15 protein-coding genes and 1 other annotated feature (1 of these 16 only partly in view) are annotated in these 17,000 nt (G+C 39.9%); all 15 genes read right to left on the minus strand.

Annotated features, from left to right (window positions below; all coding sequences use genetic code 11):
* Window position 1: 1 nt before the first annotated feature.
* Complete coding sequence (gene nusA, locus G7062_RS07210; protein ID WP_166065234.1) at window positions 2-1,600, minus strand: transcription termination factor NusA; 1,599 nt, start codon at window positions 1,598-1,600, stop codon at window positions 2-4.
* Between the two features lie 13 nt (window positions 1,601-1,613).
* Window positions 1,614-2,045, minus strand: coding sequence for a ribosome assembly cofactor RimP (locus G7062_RS07215; RefSeq protein WP_166065235.1), 432 nt, complete (start codon window positions 2,043-2,045; stop codon window positions 1,614-1,616).
* Between the two features lie 166 nt (window positions 2,046-2,211).
* Window positions 2,212-6,477: a PolC-type DNA polymerase III gene (locus G7062_RS07220; protein WP_166065236.1), complete on the minus strand. Its 4,266-nt coding sequence runs from the start codon at window positions 6,475-6,477 to the stop codon at window positions 2,212-2,214.
* Between the two features lie 14 nt (window positions 6,478-6,491).
* Window positions 6,492-7,172 (minus strand): ribonuclease III, encoded by a 681-nt coding sequence (rnc, locus tag G7062_RS07225; RefSeq protein WP_166065237.1) that lies wholly within the window; start codon window positions 7,170-7,172, stop codon window positions 6,492-6,494.
* 28 nt (window positions 7,173-7,200) lie between these two features.
* Window positions 7,201-9,165, minus strand: coding sequence for an ATP-dependent DNA helicase RecG (locus tag G7062_RS07230; protein WP_166065238.1), 1,965 nt, complete (start codon window positions 9,163-9,165; stop codon window positions 7,201-7,203).
* A 28-nt stretch (window positions 9,166-9,193) separates the two neighbouring features.
* Window positions 9,194-10,813: a DAK2 domain-containing protein gene (locus G7062_RS07235; RefSeq protein ID WP_166065240.1), complete on the minus strand. Its 1,620-nt coding sequence runs from the start codon at window positions 10,811-10,813 to the stop codon at window positions 9,194-9,196.
* Window positions 10,813-11,172: an Asp23/Gls24 family envelope stress response protein gene (locus tag G7062_RS07240; protein ID WP_166065241.1), complete on the minus strand. Its 360-nt coding sequence runs from the start codon at window positions 11,170-11,172 to the stop codon at window positions 10,813-10,815. Before G7062_RS07240 ends, G7062_RS07235 begins: the two co-directional genes overlap by 1 nt.
* 26 nt (window positions 11,173-11,198) lie before the next feature.
* Window positions 11,199-12,011 (minus strand): cell division protein FtsQ/DivIB, encoded by an 813-nt coding sequence (locus G7062_RS07245; protein WP_166065242.1) that lies wholly within the window; start codon window positions 12,009-12,011, stop codon window positions 11,199-11,201.
* Window positions 12,001-13,083, minus strand: coding sequence for a glycosyltransferase (locus G7062_RS07250; RefSeq protein WP_166065243.1), 1,083 nt, complete (start codon window positions 13,081-13,083; stop codon window positions 12,001-12,003). Before G7062_RS07250 ends, G7062_RS07245 begins: the two co-directional genes overlap by 11 nt.
* Window positions 13,084-13,086: 3 nt before the next feature.
* Complete coding sequence (gene ruvB, locus G7062_RS07255; RefSeq protein WP_166065244.1) at window positions 13,087-14,100, minus strand: Holliday junction branch migration DNA helicase RuvB; 1,014 nt, start codon at window positions 14,098-14,100, stop codon at window positions 13,087-13,089.
* Window positions 14,101-14,103: 3 nt separating this feature from the next.
* Entirely contained in the window at window positions 14,104-14,688 is a 585-nt protein-coding gene (gene ruvA / locus G7062_RS07260) for a Holliday junction branch migration protein RuvA (protein ID WP_166065245.1), read from the minus strand.
* A gap of 15 nt (window positions 14,689-14,703) precedes the next feature.
* Window positions 14,704-15,987 (minus strand): GTPase ObgE, encoded by a 1,284-nt coding sequence (obgE, locus tag G7062_RS07265; protein WP_166065246.1) that lies wholly within the window; start codon window positions 15,985-15,987, stop codon window positions 14,704-14,706.
* Between the two features lie 46 nt (window positions 15,988-16,033).
* Complete coding sequence (gene rpmA / locus G7062_RS07270) at window positions 16,034-16,318, minus strand: 50S ribosomal protein L27 (protein WP_166065247.1); 285 nt, start codon at window positions 16,316-16,318, stop codon at window positions 16,034-16,036.
* Window positions 16,315-16,635, minus strand: coding sequence for a ribosomal-processing cysteine protease Prp (locus G7062_RS07275; protein ID WP_166065248.1), 321 nt, complete (start codon window positions 16,633-16,635; stop codon window positions 16,315-16,317). Before G7062_RS07275 ends, rpmA begins: the two co-directional genes overlap by 4 nt.
* A 2-nt stretch (window positions 16,636-16,637) precedes the next feature.
* A complete protein-coding gene (gene rplU, locus G7062_RS07280; protein ID WP_166065249.1) occupies window positions 16,638-16,952 on the minus strand; it encodes a 50S ribosomal protein L21 in 315 nt (104 codons plus the stop codon).
* Between the two features lie 16 nt (window positions 16,953-16,968).
* Window positions 16,969-17,000 (minus strand) — a sequence feature (ribosomal protein L21 leader region); it runs 40 nt beyond the window's last position.

Consider the following 17,000-nt stretch of genomic DNA (forward strand, 5'->3'; position numbering starts at 1 on the left):
ACTATTCTTGGTCGTAGTAATCGTCGAATTCATCGAAATCAATTTCTTCTTCATACCATGAATTTTCTTCAGCTTTCGCTTTTGCTTGAATTTCTTCAAGTTCTTCCGGAGTATATTCTGGAACAATTTCGTATTCCATTTCACGGAGAAGTTCTGCAGTATTGACTGGTTTCTCTTCTTCCTTGTCTTTGTCACGCTTGTTATAGCGACGTTTACCGGATTGCTCTTCTTGTTGACGTGAGGCTGTTGCAAGTTGTTCAAATTTCGAGACATATTCTGTACGAGGACGGAAAACATCTTTACGGTCAATCTTAACAACTTCTTCTTCAACTGTTTCTGCTTCGACAACTGGCGCTTCTTCAATAATCTCAGCAACTGTTTCTTCGATTACTTCTGGATCCTCAGTGCCTACTTCTTCAATGACTTCAATGACCTCTTCAACAAGTTCAACAGCATCTGAAGCATCCTCAACAGGAATCGCTACTGGTGCTTTATCCGCAATCTTAGCATTGATTTCAGCTTGGTATGCTGCCATAAGTGCAACATAATCAATATTTTCAGCATCTGCTTCAGAAACTGATTTGATATCAATTCTTTGTTTTGTAAGACGAACAGCAAGACGTGCATTCTTACCACGTTTACCGATAGCAAGTGATAATTGTGAATCATCGACAATGACAACAAGACCTTTGTTATCGCCGTTTGGATAAACAGCAATGACTTCTGCTGGTGCAAGTGAATTATTGACAAGTTCAATCATGTCTTCACTCCACTCAAAGATATCAATCTTCTCGCCTTTTAGTTCTTCAATAATTGCTTGAACACGTGTTCCACGTGGTCCAATACATGCTCCAATTGGATCAATGTCTGGATCGTGTGAGTAGACTGCAACTTTAGTACGTTCTCCTGCTTCACGCGCAATTGCTTTGATTTCAACTTGACCGTCAAAAATCTCAGGAACTTCATTTTCAAAGAGTCGACGCACAAGCATTGCATCCGCACGAGACACTAAAATTTGCGCACCTTTTGTGTCTTTATTTACATCTGTAATAACGACCTTTAAGGTTTGACCTTCGCGGTATACTTCACCCTCAATTTGCGCAGCACGTGGCATAACAGCCAATGACTTGCCCAGATTAACAACGACAAATTTTTCTTCGACACTTTCAACCATGGCCATAATCATTTCGCCTAGCTGATCAATGTATTCATCGTAAACACCTTGTTTTTCAGCTTCACGAATTTTTTGTTTGATGACATTTTTCGCAAGTGTTGCTGCAGCACGCCCAAGATCAACAATAGGTTGCTCTACCATATAGTAGTCACCAACTGCAAGACCTTTTGCATTGTCATCCAACTCATTGATACCGACTTCAAGTTCATCATCTTGAACTTCTTCGACGACAAGGAACTTATGGAATAGTTTCATTTCTGCACTATTCTCATCGATAATGACATCTACAAGTGCATCAGGAACGCCTATCTGACGGCGATACGCTTTCACTAATGAGTCTTGTAATGCATCAATAATTATTTCTTTTGAAATATTGCGATTGTCTTCGATTTCTTGCATCGCTAATATGACATTTTTTACGTTCATTACCCAGTTCTCCTTATACTTTAACTGCGAGACGCAGCATTTTAATGTTTAATCTTTCGATTGTAACTTCTCTTAATGCAGTTTTTTGTCGATAAGACACAACGACTTCATCATCAGTAACAGCTGTAACTGTACCTTCGACATAGTCTGCGTTCTTAAAGGGGTTTTTAAACTGGATGTATACATATTGATCCACAACACTCTCGTAGTCTTCAGATTCAATGATGCGTTCTGCTCCAGCCGAACCTACATCAAGACTTATTTCAAAATCAATTGCCTCACCAAAGGCTTCTGCTGCCGTCGCACAGAGATCCAAATCAACGGGTGCAAAATCTTGTCTTGCAATACTAATATCGAGTAAGTCGTTATTGACACGTTCGATATCGACAATATTCAACCCCATTTCATTGGCGATTGGTTGTAAAACTTCTAGATACTTTTCCATATTCACTCCTTAAGACAATATATAAGGAGTGGCGTGACCACTCCTCTTGCTTCAAAGTATACATACATTATAGTACAGTTCGTGTCTTAATGCAAATCTGTTGGACACTATTTTATGCCCTTATTTACGACATATAGTGGATTAAAAGGGTGATAAATGTGAGCCCTTAGAACAAACTCATTTGATTGCTTTCTTGTAGATGTGATGTAACGCCTAACTCGTCAAGTTTTTTGACAGTTGTGGATGAAATTCCACCCCGTGTCATCAAGTCTTTTTTAGAGATAAACATACGTTCTTGACGTGCTTCGATTATTTGTTTCGCGACGTTAACACCCAATCCATCTAAAACTGTGAATGGTGGTAAAATTGCTTGATCATCACGAGGGTCAAGTGTGTACTCTGTCGCTTGTGATAATTCCAAATCAATCGGACTGATTGTATAGCCACGGCTCTTGAGTTCAAGTGTTACTTCAAGTGTATCAATTAAGTTTTTCTCCTTAATCGATACATCACGTGCTGTATTGAAGTCTTTGAGCCTCATGTTGATGTTATTCAAACGTGATTGGATTGTCTCCATCGATGCTGTTTGTGTCTCAATTTCATGGGCATTAACACGTAATGAAAAGTATGAACAATAGTATGCTCGCGCTTGATGAACTTTAAACCACGCAACACGAACAGCCATCATTACATATGCAACAGCATGGGCTTTCGGGAACATGTATTTAATTTTCAGGCAGGAATCAATGTACCACTGCGGCACCTTATTATCATGCATTGCCTGAATCCATTCATCTTTAAGCCCCTTCCCTTTACGAACACTCTCCATAATATCAAACGAAAGCTTCGCAGGAAGTCCAGCATGCATCAGGTAAACCATGATATCATCCCGACATCCAATGACGTCTTCGAGGGTCATTCCACCGTTTTTAATCAAGTCTTCCGCATTCGTACGCCAAACATCGGTTCCATGTGATAATCCAGAAATGCGGACAAGGTCGGAAAACTTATCCGGTTTTGTTGCTTCCAACATTCCACGGACAAAGGGCGTTCCAAACTCTGGTAAACCCAATCCGCCAGTAATTTCATGATAGTTTCTCTCATCAACTTTTAAAGCTTCGGTACGATTGAAAAGTGACAGTGTTTCTGGGTCATTCATCGGCACTGTTTTCGCATCTATCCCGGTGAGTTTCTCTAAAAGTTTCATCGCAGTTGGATCTACGTGACCCAGAATATCCAGTTTAAGCACATTATCATCAATATCATGGAATTCAAAGTGAGTCGTAAACCACGACGATTCTTTATTATTCGCTGGATACTGAATTGGCGTAAAGTCATGGACATCCATATAGTCGGGAACAACAATAATTCCACCAGGGTGTTGTCCAGTCGTACGTTTAACCCCTTCAGCCCCATACGATAAATAGGTATTCCATGCATTGCTCGACTCCGCAAGATTCATGCTCTCTTGATAACCCTTTACATAACCATAGGCTGTTTTTTGAGCAACCGTTGAAATGGTACCAGCACGGTATACATAAGCATCACCAAATATCTCTTTGGTGAAATTGTGTGCATGCTCTTGATAGTCACCCGAGAAGTTCAAGTCAATATCGGGAACCTTATCCCCTTCAAATCCAAGGAAGGTTTCAAATGGAATATCTTGCCCATCACCAATCATGACTTCACCACATTCGGGACATGTTTTCGCTTCCAAGTCAAAACCACTTGAAACACGACCGTCATCGAAGAATTCACTATGGTGGCACTTCAAGCACACATAATGAGGCGCTAATGGATTAACCTCGGTAATTTCGGCCATGGTTGCAACCAAGGATGAACCAACAGAACCCCGCGAGCCCACCAGGTACCCATCATCAAGGGATCGCTTAACCATAAGGTGCGAAATATAATAAATAACACCATAACCATTTCCGATAATTGAATTCAATTCACGTTCAATACGTGCAGATACAATTTCAGGAAGGGGTTCGCCATAACGGGCAACCGCATTCTTATTAACAATTTCTCTTAAAAGCTCATCTGAATTTTCAAGTTTGGGTGTAAACAAATCGTTCTGTTTTGGTGAAATGTCTTCAATTTGTTCAAGCATGGCCACAGGATTCTCAACGACATATTTATATGCCTCACGATCTCCAAGCCAAGCAAACTCGTGTAGCATTTCTTCAGTTGAACGAAAATGTGCATTGGGTGCCACGAAGTTCAGGCGATCTTGTTCGTTATACATAAACAAGGGATGGCGCGATCCACCAATTCCTTGAGAATGAATGTAGACATCACGAATGACCTTTTCGCGTGGGTGGTTATAATGTGCATTCCCCACAGCGAGGACTGGTTTGTTAAGGTTTTGTGCTGTTTTAATAATGCGTTCAAGAATCTCTCGAACACGCTCATCACTCGCAATCACCTTGCGATAAACCAAAGGATGATAGTAATCAAGTGGCATAATTTCTACATAATCATAGAATACCATGGCATTTTCAAGGGCAAGTTGGCTCTTGTTCATCGCAATTTCAAAGAGTTCTGAATTTGTACAACCTGCTCCAATTAATAAGTTTTCACGTCCTTTAGCAAGTTCTGAACGAACAATACGCGGCTCATTCCCTGCTAGATTTTTAGTATGTGAGTGTGATATCAATTGATACAACCGTTTCAAACCATCTTTATTTTTCGCAATAACATTGACATGAGATCCACGCATCTTAGCATAAGCATTCTCATCACTCAGTGATTGTAAATCATTAACAGTTTCAAGAACCATGAGCCGCTCATCACGGAGCATTTCTAAGAATACAAGACTCAATACTTCAGCGTCGTAGTCGGCGCGGTGAGCCCCATCTTCGTCATATGAAATACGAAGGAGTCGTGCTACAGCACCAAGTCGGTATGAGCGCCTGTTGTCATAGAGTGCACGTGCAAGGTCTAAAGTATCGATAACGGCATTTTCTAAGGGAGCACGTCCCAGTTTGCGTAATACTTCTTGGAAGAAATCAATATCAAACTGAGCGTTGTGGGCAACAAGTGGATAATCGCCAATGAAAGCAAGAATATCATCCATAACATTTTCAATTGTCGGTGCATTTCGGACATCGTTGTCAGAGATATTGGTAAGTTCTTGTATGTGTGCACTGATTGAGACAGGTGGTTTGATGAAGGTTTGGTAACTATCAACAACCTTTCCTTGTTCGATGCGAACCGCACCAAACTCAATAAGATGATCATAATAGTTAGAGAGTCCTGTCGTCTCAAAGTCAAAACTAATGTAATTTCCTTGATGCAATGGTTCGCCATGGCCGCGTGTTACAATCTTTAAATCTTCATCGACCATGTTCATTTCAACACCATAACCAAGCTTAAAGTCATGATCAGGGTATTTTTTACGAAGATTCTTTAACGACCCATAGGCTTTGGGAAAAGATTGCACGGCAGTATGGTCCGTGATAATCATTCCAGGATGTCCCCATTCAAAAGCCTGTGCCATATATTCAGATGCATCAGAGATACCATCCATCTCTGAGAATTTGGTATGCAAGTGAAATTCGACACGCTTTGAATCAGCTGAGTCGTATCGTTTAAAAATATCGCCAATTTCTTCATAGCGATCCATTTTAAATACATAGTCTTTCTCAAAGCGTGGTTCAAAGATGTAGTTACCATATGCACGAATACAAATACCTTGCTTCAAAATTTCATCCTCAGTTTTCGCAAAATCCGTGATGACAACCGCAGCTTCACCATCAGAAATAAAGTATTTAACAATAAAGTTACCGGTACGTGTTTCACGAACCTCAACTTCAAAAACTTGACCTGCAATGGAAATCCCATGGGCTTCATCTTTAAGAATATCCATCGGTACAGGATTGTAATCCTTACCGCCTCGACGGGGTTGACGTGACACAGATTTGCGTTCGATATTCTCACTTTTAGGAAGTGCTGGCATGACGACGATATCTTTCTCTGGCTCATCAACCATAACTTCCGTAATAACATCACACTTCAATCCAAATTGTTTAAGACCTTCAATTAAATCACCAGCATAACGGGCAGCATCTTGGCGGTGTCCTTCATCTTGGCACATGATTGTGATATCAGTTGCCGTAAACTGACAGTTTGCTTCCTTAATTGGGGTCAAATGACGGGTGTTGGCAACATAACCAACATATTGATTCATATCCAAGACACTTAAAGAAGATGCCTCGGTATGCACCGTTACTCTTGCCTTAGTCTTTGTATGTTTCTGAATATTCTTTACAAAGTCCTTGTATACAGCAAAAGGTAACGCACTGGTTACCGAAATTTCTACTTCAAGTTCTTTCATGGTTGCATTGTATTGTACTGAGATGACACTTGCATCTGTAAAATGATTGCGATAGTTTTTGTTGTTATTAATCTTGTCTAATAAATCGTGCACGTATCTCTCTCCTTTTATTTAACGAGTTTTTGGAAGGCATCCTTGGCAGCATTCTGTTCTGCCTTCTTTTTACTCAATCCATGTCCCGAACCAAAAATCAGTTCGTCCAATTTGACAACAACCTCAAACTCCGGTGCATTGGAAGGCCCTGTTACACTCACAACTTCGTACGTAACCGATTTGCGAGAATCAGCTTGAATAAATTCTTGTAGTTTTGTCTTATAATCTGTAATACTTAAAGATTCCAGGTTACTGTAAGATTCTTTAAGTACGACATCAAGAATTGTATTGACACTGTCCATGCCACTATCCAGATAAACTGCACCGATAAAGCTCTCAAAGAGGTCGGCAATAATTGATGGTCGTGTGCGACCACCATTGCGCTCTTCTCCAGTTCCAAGTAAAAGGGCTTCATTCAGTTTAAGTTTCAAACTGTATCCAGCCAATGCTTCTTCGCAAACAAGTTTCGCGCGATACAGCGTCATATCCCCTTCACTGAGTGTTTCATGATGCTTAAAAAGACGCTCTGAAACGCAGATTTGCAACACTGCATCACCCATGAATTCCAAGCGTTCATTGTCTTCAATTTTACGCTCCGACTCATTCACATAGGATGAATGTACGAAGGCATTTGTAATTAAATCTTTATTATTATATGGGATTCCAAGTGAATCCATTATTTCCCATTGTGTCATTGTTATCACCTTATCTCATTATACAGTATTACGTTGTTTTAAAATAGTCTTGTGAAAGCACGCGATTTATGATTGGACGGTATTCAGGATTGTTGCGATCCTCAGCGATGTGCTTGGCATCCACTTTTGCTTGTTTAAGAATCTTCTCATCTTTTTGAATGTCTCCGAGAATGAAATTGGGAATTCCCGATTGGCGAATACCCAGTACATCTCCAAATCCTCTTAAGCGCATGTCAATCATTGAAAGTTCAAATCCATCATGTGACGTTGCCAAGGCATTAAGGCGTTCTTTACTGATTTCAGTATCTGAACTACTCAACAAATAACATGTTCCAGGTTGCAAACCACGACCGACCCGACCCCGCAGCTGATGCAATGTTGCTAAACCAAATTGTTCTGCATTGTAAACAATCATCGTATTGGCATTATGAACATCCATGCCAACCTCTATGACCGTTGTGCTGATAAGTATATCAATCATGCCAAGGTTAAACTCTGTCATAATTGTTTCTTTTTCATCACTGCTCATTTTCCCATGAAGCATGGCAACACGATAACCCTTAAAAACCTTTTCAAGATTTTTGTGAATGGTTACGACATTTTTTACGCCTGGCTTCTCGCCCTCTTCAATGGCTGCACAAACTATATAGATTTGTTCGCCCCGTTCTAAAACCTTATTCAAGTTATCTTGAATGGTACGCAACGAGTTCTCTTCAACAAGCACGGTCTCAGTTAACTTGCGATGACTTGGGTAGGATTCAATTGAACTCACATCCAGATCAAAGAAGAGACTGTTTGCAAGCGTACGCGGTATGGGCGTTGCCGAAAGCATTAATGTATCAACTTTCTCCCCTTTGGACACTAGTTTTTGACGCTGCTTGACCCCAAAACGATGCTGTTCATCGATCATGACATAACCTAATTTATCAAAAATAACATCATCAGAGAAAAGTGAATGTGTACCAAAAACAAGTTTTGCACTCCCACTTGCAATGGAATCCAACACATTTTTCTTATCCTCAGTACTGTTCGATAAGACTGCATAGGATACACTACCAAATAGTTTCTCAAATGTTTTGACATGCTGATACAACAATATTTCTGTAGGAACCATAAAAGCCACTTGGTATCCTGCAGCGATTGCGGCAAGTGCCGTAAGTAAAGCTACAACCGTTTTACCAGATCCGACATCTCCTTGTAATAAGCGATTCATTTGTTTCTCCGATGAGATATCAGCGAGAATCTCTGCAATTACTTTGTGTTGGTCTTCGGTAAGTTGGTAGGGTAACGCTTGAATCGCCTGGGATACCACTGATGTATCGATATCTTTTGCAATACCCACTTCTTTTTCCTTGTTATTCAGCGCAACCGACAGATGATAACGAAGAAATTCATCATACTTTAAAGTTCGCAAAGCATTCCCAAGCGATGCTTTACTCCTTGGAACATGAATCTCTTGAAGTGCGCGTTGTCGCGAATAAAGTCGGTATTCATCAATCAGCATTCGTGGCATGGTATCGATAATAACACTCTCACTCAAGATTTTTTTCATTAATCGCTCAATCTCAAAGTTTTTAATGCCTGCTTTTAAAGGATAGTTCGGCTTTATGCCAGTATTCTCGGCCAATGATTTATTGGAAACAGTCTTTGCAATGATCGCGTGGGGTGTCTTACCAACCGTACCAACGACTACAATACCGTTTGTGTAATGAGTGTCACGTAAAAAGGGACGATTAAAGATGGATACCTTTACCAATTCATCGTAAGCATAAACTTGAAAGTTTGTAACACTGCGCTTACCACCAAATCGTGCAACACGAAAAGACGAACTGAGTTTCCCTTCGAAAACAACGGTATCGCCTTCTTTCCACTCTGAGAAGTCTTTGGCCTCTAAAAAGTCATATCGGTATGGATAATGCTCCAAGAATGCCTCAGGGCTGACAGCATCAAATGCGTGGATAATTTGGTTTTGTTTCTCTGTTAATTTGACCATAAAAAGAAAAGGGCGTGAAACGCCCTTGTTATTCAACACCTATAATATATGAATAAACAGGTTGTTGTCCGTTGATTGATTCAACTTCAACATCAAAGTTTGATTCGATATAGTCTGTGATTGCAGATGATTCTTCTTCAGATACACCCTCACCAATGATGAGTGTTACAAGTTCACTCTCGTCATCAATAAGTTTTGCGAGAAGTTGTTTGGTAACGTCAAGACGTTCTTTACCTGTAACAACGATGTCTTTCTCAAGAATCCCCATAAAGTCATTCGCTTTAATTTCTAATGACTCAAACATTGTATCCTTGATAGCATATGTAATTTGTCCTGTTTTTGTATTGGCAACAGCTTCAAGCATTTCTGCCAAGTTGTCTTCAACTTCAACATCAGGATTAAACATAACACAAGCAGCAAGTCCTTGCGGAATTGTCTTTGTTTCAATAACACGAATGTCTTTGTCTTCAAGAATCTCTTGTGCTTGCTTCGCAGCCATAATAATGTTTGAGTTATTTGGCAAGATAAAGATATGATCTGCATCAATGTCTTGAATCTTAGCAACAAAATCTTCAGTTGATGGATTCATTGTTTGCCCACCGCTGATGATGTGCTCAGCACGAAGTTCTTTAAACATATCAACAACACCTTCACCTGCAGCAACTGAAACAATTGCATACTTTGTGTGTTCTTTTTTATTTGACTTAACTTCAGCGTCAAGAATTGTGTTGTGTTGTTCAGTCATATTTTCAATTTTTAATTTAACAAATTCGCCATATTTTTGGCCAAGGTTTAATGCATTTCCTGGAGTTAGTGTATGGACATGTACTTTAACAAGGTCATCATCCGTCACAACAACCAATGAATTCCCAATTGCTTCAAGTTCAGCACGGAATTTATCTTCTGTATAGCGGCTTGGTGAGTCTTCTTCAAGTCTCACGATAAACTCTGTACAATATCCGAATTCTTCATGATCAAACTCAGTTGCTGCAGTGTGGGCTTCATCGCCAACTTCGCTTAATGCAATCGATTGACCTTTGAGTTCTGATAAGAAACCTTCAAGAACGGTAACATAACCCTTCCCACCACTATCAACAACACCGACCTCTTTTAAAACAGGTAACAGGTTTGGCGTATTATCTAGAGAAATGTTAGCTTCTTTTACTAAGACTTCAAAAAATTCAATAACATCGATTGTTGGATTTGCATCCACATATTTACGGATTGCATCCGCACTCTCACGCAATACAGTTAAAATTGTTCCTTCAACTGGGCGCATGACAGCCTTGTAGGCAACTGTCTTTCCATTTACAAAAGCATCTGCCAATTCATCGACATTAACTTCTTTCTTTCCTTCAACGGATTGAGCGAAGCCTCGGAAGATTTGTGACAAAATAACTCCTGAGTTCCCACGCGCTCCCATAAGAAGACCACGTGATAATGTCTTTGATAACTCACCAATATGAGAAGTCATCACTTTACGAGCATCATTAAGACCACTCGTAAATGTCAGATTCATGTTTGTACCTGTATCACCATCGGGAACAGGGAAAACGTTTAATGCGTTAATTTCATTGTGTTTGTTTGTCAGATTATGTGCACCACTTTGCAACATATTCAGAAATATATCACCATTTATTGTCTTCATTATTTCACTACCTTAATGCCTTGCACAAAAACATTGATTGAATTAAATTCTTGTTGCAATGACTTCTCTAACATATATTTTGCTTTTTTCTGAACTTCTAAAACAACTTCAGAAATTTTTACGTTATAACTTACGATAATAAAGACATCCAAATCGTAGCCTTTATCTGTTTTGCGAACTACAACCCCTTTTGAGTAGTTCTCACCTTTTAATAATTCTGCAAGTCCATCTTTAAATACTTGCTGAGAAGCCATACCGACAACACCATAACTTTCTGTTATGACACCGCCCGCTAGCATCGCGATCGCTTCATTTGATACTGATATTTTCCCAAATTCATTAATCTTTTCGATTGCCATTTCTTCTCCTCCTCTTCATATTTTATTTATTCACAAGGTTTCGCATTCACTGCGCTTGTGCCTTCGCTCGGACCATAGTCATTCATGTAGATACATTTATTCTTAGGATCCGCTTGCTTTATAATAGTAGCATAACTCCTCATAAGAGGTAAAGTTTCCATACCTGTATATACAAAGAAATTGTTATTCATGGTAAGTTTCATTGCCGTTGGATCGTATTTATCCGGTTGTGAGTGCACTTCTGAAATTGCAAGAATTACGGATGAATCAAGTTCACCAAAGCGCATCAACAGTTTATCAGACAATGTTTCGTCATTAAATCCAACAAATACAGGAAGTCCAGTTATGGCGTCCATAGATGCACCATTTAGATTACGGCGCTCGCCATTGGCAAATAAGACCTGTATCGTCTCCCCTTTGATATAACCAACGGGAGTTTCTTCTACAACATGGATTGTAACAATCCCTTGAGTATAATAAATCTTTGTGTCAAGAGATGCAACACCTGGAATACTTTTTGCTTTGCCATTCAAAGTAAACGGCAACTTAGTAATCATACGTGAACCGGGCTCGATTTTCAATGCCTCAAGAATTTCACCATCCGTTAGGATTGTATTTCCTTCAACTTTAATCTGCCTTACACGTGAATACTCACTTTTATCGAGAAAGTAAATTCCCGTTAACAAGAGCACTAAGAGTGCAATTTTATAAATACGTGAGCGCAAGCGCTTGTTACGCCGCTTGCGTTCGGCACGCTTTTTTTTCGAAATTGATTCTTTGATTTTTTCGATTGAATCGGTTGCTTCAAAGTTATCAATTTCTTCAATCTTACGTCGCATGTGCAACCACCTCAGCCACTAAATCAGCAATATTACTTACTGCATCAGGAGTTGCGAGTTTATGAGCATTCTCACCCAACACTTTTAAATGTTTTGGGTTATTCAACAATGATTGAATGCGATCATCAAGAACCGTTCCTTCAATGTCAGCCTCAACAAGCATGTCACATGCATCAACATCAAACAATGATTTCGCATTATAATACTGATGATTGTTTGCTACATGAGGACTGGGAATCATCAAAGATGGCAAGCCAAACGATTGAATTTCCGCAATTGTCGATGCGCCTGAACGACAAACAATCAAGGATAACTTTGGCAATAATGCTCTTTGGTCTACAAATCCTGTGACGCGAAGATTTGGATGAATCTCACCGACTTCCGCTAGGAACGCATCGATATTCAATGGACCCGTAGTAATAATTGCTTGGTACGAATCCGAATTGAAATTCTTTGCAAATTCCATGAATTTTTTATTCATGGAGGTTGAGCCTTGAGAACCCATAACCATCAATACAATCGGTTTGCTTACGTCAAGATTCAATCGCTTTAACTCTTCACTTGAATCGATGGTTTCATGAATCAGTGAAGCACGTGGATTGCCCAGATAGTGGACATTCTTACGATCTTTAAATGCTTCTGGGTAGCAGGTAATAATGGCTTGTGCTTTCTCAGCAACCATCTTATTTGCCTTACCAGGAAAAGCATTTTGTTCATGCACGATCAAGGGTATTTTAAGCTTTGTTGCTGCAAAAGATACCGGTGCACTTACATAACCTCCAAATGCCATAACAACATCTGGATTGAGTGTTTTTAAATGTTTCTTCGCAGCGCGATATGCGCCAAATTGCGAAAATACAGCTTTTAACTTATCAACTTTTGAACCTTGCAATCCTTGGTTATGAATCGCATAGAATGGGTATCCGGCATCGGGTACGATCCACGATTCCATTTTATGATCATTACCAATGAATACAACGTCTTCATGACGATTTGTTTTTTCATAGTCGGCGAATGTAATTGCTGGATAGATATGTCCGCCACTACCGCCTGTTACGATGCATATTTTCATACGTTACTCCTGTTCGAATAGATTTCCTTGTGTTGCTATCTTTAAATGCTCGTATGCCTTTACAGTTGCAACACGTCCACGGGGTGTACGGTTAATAAACCCCAATTGTAGAAGATATGGTTCATACACATCTTCTAAGGTCATTGTCTCTTCAGATATTGAAGCAGCTAACGCTTCGATACCAACGGGACCACCATCAAATCGTTCAATAATACCTCTTAAATAGCGAATGTCAACATCATCGAGGCCAAGACTGTCAACTTTTAGTTTATCAAGTGCATGTTGTGTTATATCCAAGTCAATTAGATTATCATTGAGAACTTGCGCGAAATCACGTACACGTCGGAAAAGTCGGTTTGCAATACGCGGTGTTCCACGCGAACGCATGGCGACTTCACTGACTGCCACAGGTAGTATTTCTGTGTTCATAACACGTCCTGTTCGAGCGACAATTTTCTGCAGTTCATCTTGACTGTAATATTCTAACTTGGAGATAATACCAAATCGATCACGCAGCGGGCTTGATAAATCACCAGCACGTGTTGTTGCGCCCACAAGCGTGAACGGTGGCAAATCGATTTGAATGCTCCGTGTGGATGAGTCTTTCCCAACCACCAAATCTAAGGTGAAATCTTCCATTGCGGGATATAACACCTCTTCTACCGCCTTAGGCATGCGATGAATCTCATCGATGAATAAGACGTCACCTGGCTCTAAACTTGAGAGAATCGCCGCTAAATCGCCGCTCCGCTCAATACTTGGCCCACTGGTAACTTTAATTCCTGTACCCATCTCATTAGCAATGATATATGCTAACGTTGTTTTACCAAGCCCAGGTGGGCCGTAAAACAAAAGATGATCCAACGTTTCATTACGATTCTTGGCCGCCTCTATAAAGATGCGTAGATTATCTTTCAGTGCATGTTGACCAATATATTCATTCAACGAAGCAGGTCGTAAGGATGCTTCGAAATCAGTATTGTTATCAATATCTTCTGCTGACACGACTCGTTCCATACACTAACCTCGTTTCCTTGCATTTAAAAGTTGTAACCCTATTTTAATGAGGTTATTTAATTCTTGGTTCTCAGCATTAACAATCTCATTTTTAATGTTATTAATCTCATTGCGTTTAAACCCAAGATCCAACAATGCTTGGATTGCTTCTTCAACAACTGCGGTATCGCTTGTTTTTGTAGTTGAAACATCCGTCGATACAAACTTCCCTTTGAGGTCAAGAAGGATCTGTGCGGCCATTTTAGGACCGACGCCTGGAAGTGTACGTAAAAACTTAACATCTTCTTGATCAACGGCACTCACAAGTTGTTCACCACTTATCTTGCTAAGGATTGAAAGACCTGTTTTGGGTCCCACACCCTTAACACTGATAAGTTGCATGTAAATTTGCAATTCTAGTTTGCTACTAAAACCAAATAAAATGATTGCATCTTCTCTCACGTGTTGATACGTATGGAACAACCGAGACTCGTTCAAAGGAACCGTGTCCGGCTTTCCATAGAAGACTTGATACCCAATTCCTTGATTATCAACAACGACATAGTCGAGTCCTTTATCTACTACAACACCTGAAATATATGCAATCATATTATCACCCTGTTATTATTCTACCATACCTTCATCAAAAATGAATTGAACATCTGCAAGAATTATTATATCACCATCACGAGCACCGGCTTCACGTAAAGCTTGGTCGACACCCAATCGTTTCATTGAGATACCAAATTGAATTGCAGCCTCTTCAGTATTGAAATCAAATTGTCGGAATGCACGTTCAATTGATGAACCGCTAATTTCCCATTTCGTATCATTAATACGTGTGATTTCAAAGCTACGTTTTGGTGCTTCATACTTATACACAACTGCTTCATTTTGTTCTTCAATGATTTCCTCGACGTGTTCGTCAAGAATATCGGCTAAGCGGTACAACAATGCGTCAATACCTTCTCCAACCATCGTAATTAACTCAAAAATCTCCAAATCTGGATATGCCGCTTTAAAACGTTCCAAATTAGCCGGCGCTACATCTAAGTCCATCTTATTTGCCACAACAACCATCGGCTTACGCATTAATTTCTCATCATACTTTTCGAGTTCTTCGTTGATGACTCGATAATCCTCAACCGGATCACGACCATCTTCTGCTCCCATGTCCACTACGTGAACAAGTGCACGAGTACGCTCAATATGCTTTAAGAAGACATGACCAAGACCTTTACCCATGTGAGCATCTTCGATTAAACCTGGCATATCAGCAACACCAAACGAACGACCATCTGGACTTGATGCAATCCCTAAGTTCGGTACAATTGTTGTAAAGTGATAGTCTGCGACTTCAGGTTTAGCACGTGTAATTACGGATAACAAGGTTGATTTCCCAACCGATGGGTATCCAATAATGCCAACATCTGCAAGCAACTTTAATTCGATTGTAACATCAATTTCAGTACCAAGTTCACCTTTTTCAGCGTAGGTCGGTGCTGGGTTATTAGGCGTTGCGAAACGTGTGTTACCACGACCACCACGACCACCATGAGCAATGATTTCTCGTTGTCCATGTTCGGTTAAATCGGCAATAATAATGCCTTTTTCTTCGTCCATGACCACAGTTCCAACGGGAACGCGAAGAATATAATCTTCCGCACCGCGACCATGCATTTTTTTATTTTTTCCTGCCGTACCATGTTTTGCTTTTAAAACACGGTTGTAGCGTAAGTCTAAGAGGGTTGATTTGTGAGAATCCGCAACGAAAACAATGTCGCCTCCTTTACCCCCGTCTCCACCGTAAGGTCCTCCAAAAGGAACAAACGCTTCACGACGGAAAGAAGCCATCCCATCGCCACCATTTCCGGCAATTAATTTAATACTAACGCGATCTACAAACATAACATCACCCTTTCAATTAAAAATCCCCATTTAAAGGGGATTAGTTTTAAGCAACTGGATAAACTGATACACATTTGCGATTTTTGCTAATGCGTTCAAATTTAACGACTCCATCAACTTTAGCGAACAATGTATCATCGCCACCACGTCCAACGTTTGTACCTGGGTGAATCTTTGTTCCGCGTTGGCGGTATAAGATTGAACCAGCAGTTACGGTTTCACCATCAGCACGTTTTGAACCAAGACGTTTTGAATGTGAATCACGACCGTTTTTTGTCGAACCTACTCCCTTTTTAGAAGCAAATAATTGGATATCTAATAAGAATTTCATGAAATAACCTCCTTTTCATCAATTTTTATGTAATTTGCATGAGCTGCTTCAATCGTTTTCAATTGAATTAATACAAACTCAAACAGTTTTTGATTTATTTCATTACTTTGAATGATTTCGATCTCTACCAAAGGTTCCTGTGTCAAGACTAATTTCGAATCCTCATCAAGAGTATCAAAACCATTAAGAGCACCTGTCATCACAGAACTCACACCCGCACATACCAAATCAAATCCTGGTTCACCAGAACCCGAATGACCTGTAACTCGCATCTTTTGATACGAATCGCCTTTTTTTGTAATTGAGACCTTAATCATAATTAAGCTGAGATAATGTCTTCAACAACTAAACGTGTGTATGGTTGACGATGACCTTGTTTTTTTCGAGTTGAACCTTTTTTAGCTTTATATTTAAAGATTGTAATCTTCTTAGCTTTACCTTGCTTTTCAACTTTAGCAACAACAGTAGCACCCTTTACATATGGAGCACCAACTTTTAATGTGCGGTTTTTGATAGCAACAACCGTATCGAAGACGACTTCTTCACCTTCTTGAACATCCAATTTTTCTACAAAGATTGTTTGTCCTTTTTCGACAAGAATTTGCTTCCCGCCTGTTTCAATAATTGCGTACATAGTACACCTCCTTCAATTTTGCCATAAGACTCGCCACCTAAGGTGGAT

Origin of the sequence: Erysipelothrix sp. HDW6C, from assembly GCF_011299615.1 — a bacterium.
Classification (GTDB): Bacteria; Bacillota_I; Bacilli_A; order Erysipelotrichales; family Erysipelotrichaceae; genus Erysipelothrix.

Coding starts and splice junctions, on each gene's coding strand:
- nusA (WP_166065234.1), bottom strand. CDS start 1,600: ATGAACGTAAAAAATGTCATATTAGCGATGCAAGAAATCGAAGACAAT.
- G7062_RS07215 (WP_166065235.1), bottom strand. CDS start 2,045: ATGGAAAAGTATCTAGAAGTTTTACAACCAATCGCCAATGAAATGGGG.
- rnc (WP_166065237.1), bottom strand. CDS start 7,172: ATGACACAATGGGAAATAATGGATTCACTTGGAATCCCATATAATAAT.
- G7062_RS07230 (WP_166065238.1), bottom strand. CDS start 9,165: ATGGTCAAATTAACAGAGAAACAAAACCAAATTATCCACGCATTTGAT.
- G7062_RS07235 (WP_166065240.1), bottom strand. CDS start 10,813: ATGAAGACAATAAATGGTGATATATTTCTGAATATGTTGCAAAGTGGT.
- G7062_RS07240 (WP_166065241.1), bottom strand. CDS start 11,172: ATGGCAATCGAAAAGATTAATGAATTTGGGAAAATATCAGTATCAAAT.
- G7062_RS07245 (WP_166065242.1), bottom strand. CDS start 12,011: ATGCGACGTAAGATTGAAGAAATTGATAACTTTGAAGCAACCGATTCA.
- G7062_RS07250 (WP_166065243.1), bottom strand. CDS start 13,083: ATGAAAATATGCATCGTAACAGGCGGTAGTGGCGGACATATCTATCCA.
- ruvB (WP_166065244.1), bottom strand. CDS start 14,100: ATGGAACGAGTCGTGTCAGCAGAAGATATTGATAACAATACTGATTTC.
- ruvA (WP_166065245.1), bottom strand. CDS start 14,688: ATGATTGCATATATTTCAGGTGTTGTAGTAGATAAAGGACTCGACTAT.
- obgE (WP_166065246.1), bottom strand. CDS start 15,987: ATGTTTGTAGATCGCGTTAGTATTAAATTAATTGCCGGAAATGGTGGC.
- rpmA (WP_166065247.1), bottom strand. CDS start 16,318: ATGAAATTCTTATTAGATATCCAATTATTTGCTTCTAAAAAGGGAGTA.
- G7062_RS07275 (WP_166065248.1), bottom strand. CDS start 16,635: ATGATTAAGGTCTCAATTACAAAAAAAGGCGATTCGTATCAAAAGATG.
- rplU (WP_166065249.1), bottom strand. CDS start 16,952: ATGTACGCAATTATTGAAACAGGCGGGAAGCAAATTCTTGTCGAAAAA.